At 54.4% G+C, this 3,089-nt stretch carries 2 rRNA genes (1 of these 2 running past the window's edge); both read left to right on the forward strand.

The annotated features are described in order from the left end of the window. Nucleotides 1-237: 237 nt before the first annotated feature. Nucleotides 238-1,764, forward strand: a 16S ribosomal RNA gene (locus AC3RXY_RS15575). A 382-nt stretch (nt 1,765-2,146) separates the two neighbouring features. Next, a 23S ribosomal RNA gene (locus tag AC3RXY_RS15580) occupies nt 2,147-3,089 on the forward strand (it continues 2,260 nt past the right edge of the window). Together the 16S and 23S rRNA genes form the textbook arrangement of a ribosomal RNA operon.

Below are 3,089 nucleotides of genomic sequence, written 5' to 3' on the forward strand. Positions count from 1 at the left end.
GTGTGTAAGATAGAGAAGTTGCCCTGTGGACTGGTGTGAGCTGGTTTGTGGGTGCGTCCGATCCTTGAGAACTCAACAGCGTGCACTTGTCAAATGCCAAATAACCTCGGCAACTGGACTTTCGGGTTTGGTTGCGAGATTCCTTTGGATCAATTTTATGGATGTCAGTGACATTCGTTTTTGGTCAGTTTCGAACTCGCTGCGGCATCGTTTTCCCGGTGTTGTATGCATTTTCTTTTTACGGAGAGTTTGATCCTGGCTCAGGATGAACGCTGGCGGCGTGCTTAACACATGCAAGTCGAACGATGAAGCTGGGTGCTTGCACTTGGTGGATTAGTGGCGAACGGGTGAGTAACACGTGAGCAACCTGCCCCTCACTCTGGGATAAGCGCTGGAAACGGCGTCTAATACTGGATATGAACCGCGGCCGCATGGTCTGTGGTTGGAAAGATTTTTTGGTGAGGGATGGGCTCGCGGCCTATCAGCTTGTTGGTGAGGTAATGGCTCACCAAGGCGTCGACGGGTAGCCGGCCTGAGAGGGTGACCGGCCACACTGGGACTGAGACACGGCCCAGACTCCTACGGGAGGCAGCAGTGGGGAATATTGCACAATGGGCGGAAGCCTGATGCAGCAACGCCGCGTGAGGGATGACGGCCTTCGGGTTGTAAACCTCTTTTAGCAGGGAAGAAGCGAGAGTGACGGTACCTGCAGAAAAAGCACCGGCTAACTACGTGCCAGCAGCCGCGGTAATACGTAGGGTGCAAGCGTTATCCGGAATTATTGGGCGTAAAGAGCTCGTAGGCGGTTTGTCGCGTCTGCTGTGAAATCCCGAGGCTCAACCTCGGGCCTGCAGTGGGTACGGGCAGACTAGAGTGCGGTAGGGGAGATTGGAATTCCTGGTGTAGCGGTGGAATGCGCAGATATCAGGAGGAACACCGATGGCGAAGGCAGATCTCTGGGCCGTAACTGACGCTGAGGAGCGAAAGGGTGGGGAGCAAACAGGCTTAGATACCCTGGTAGTCCACCCCGTAAACGTTGGGAACTAGTTGTGGGGTCCATTCCACGGATTCCGTGACGCAGCTAACGCATTAAGTTCCCCGCCTGGGGAGTACGGCCGCAAGGCTAAAACTCAAAGGAATTGACGGGGACCCGCACAAGCGGCGGAGCATGCGGATTAATTCGATGCAACGCGAAGAACCTTACCAAGGCTTGACATACACGAGAACGGGCCAGAAATGGTCAACTCTTTGGACACTCGTGAACAGGTGGTGCATGGTTGTCGTCAGCTCGTGTCGTGAGATGTTGGGTTAAGTCCCGCAACGAGCGCAACCCTCGTTCTATGTTGCCAGCACGTAATGGTGGGAACTCATGGGATACTGCCGGGGTCAACTCGGAGGAAGGTGGGGATGACGTCAAATCATCATGCCCCTTATGTCTTGGGCTTCACGCATGCTACAATGGCCGGTACAATGGGCTGCGATACCGCGAGGTGGAGCGAATCCCAAAAAGCCGGTCCCAGTTCGGATTGAGGTCTGCAACTCGACCTCATGAAGTCGGAGTCGCTAGTAATCGCAGATCAGCAACGCTGCGGTGAATACGTTCCCGGGTCTTGTACACACCGCCCGTCAAGTCATGAAAGTCGGTAACACCTGAAGCCGGTGGCCTAACCCTTGTGGAGGGAGCTGTCGAAGGTGGGATCGGTAATTAGGACTAAGTCGTAACAAGGTAGCCGTACCGGAAGGTGCGGCTGGATCACCTCCTTTCTAAGGAGCATCTGAATCCCTTTGGGGGTTCCAGAATCCTGGTTCCACACCGAATGTGTGTGGCTGGGAGCTCATGGGTGGAACATTTGACATGCCATCGCGGATGGTTCGGGTCGTTAGTACGTCTTCTCTTCGGAGGGGGTGGGAACGGGGTTCGGGCTGGATGTGGTGGCTGCACGCTGTTGGGTCCTGAGGGACCGGGCATGACCTTTCGGGGTTGTGACGTTTTCTCGTGGGCTTTTCTTGTGCGCCGTTGGGTGTGCGGGGGAAGTGCCGCCCGTACTTTGAGAACTACACAGTGGACGCGAGCATCTTAGAGACGATGCGTTTTTGCATCGTTTCACAAACGATATCGATCATTTTTTGTGATCGGCTCATGTGATTTCAAGTCTTTAAGAGCAAACGGTGGATGCCTTGGCATCTGGAGCCGAAGAAGGACGTAGCAATCTGCGATAAGCCTCGGGGAACTGATAAGCGAGTTTTGATCCGAGGGTGTCCGAATGGGGAAACCCCGCTGGGCGGCGTGCCGACCCAGTGACTCCCGTCTGAATATATAGGACGGGTAGAGGGAACGTGGGGAAGTGAAACATCTCAGTACCCACAGGAAGAGAAAACAACCGTGATTCCGTGAGTAGTGGCGAGCGAAACCGGAAGAGGCTAAACCGAGTGTGTGTGATATCCGGCAGGAGTTGCATATTCGGGGTTGTGGGACTTTTCTGATGGTTCTGCCGAACTGTCAGCGTTACAGGCGTGTATAGACGAACTGGTTTGAAAGCCAGGCCATAGTGGGTGCCAGCCCCGTAGTCGAAATGCTTTGCTTGGCGCGAAGAGTATCCCAAGTAGCACGGGGCCCGAGAAATCCCGTGTGAATCTGTCAGGACCACCTGATAAGCCTAAATACTCCCAGATGACCGATAGCGGACAAGTACCGTGAGGGAAAGGTGAAAAGTACCCCGGGAGGGGAGTGAAATAGTACCTGAAACCGTTTGCTTACAAACCGTTGGAGCACCCCTGGTAGGTGTGACAGCGTGCCTTTTGAAGAATGAGCCTGCGAGTTAGTGATATGTGGCGAGGTTAACCCGTGTGGGGTAGCCGTAGCGAAAGCGAGTCTGAATAGGGCGATTCAGTCGCATGTCCTAGACCCGAAGCGAAGTGATCTATCCATGGCCAGGCTGAAGCGACGGTAAGACGTCGTGGAGGGCCGAACCCACTTAGGTTGAAAACTGAGGGGATGAGCTGTGGATAGGGGTGAAAGGCCAATCAAACTTCGTGATAGCTGGTTCTCTCCGAAATGCATTTAGGTGCAGCGTTGCGTGTTTCTTGCC

The organism is Microbacterium longlingense (assembly GCF_058349825.2).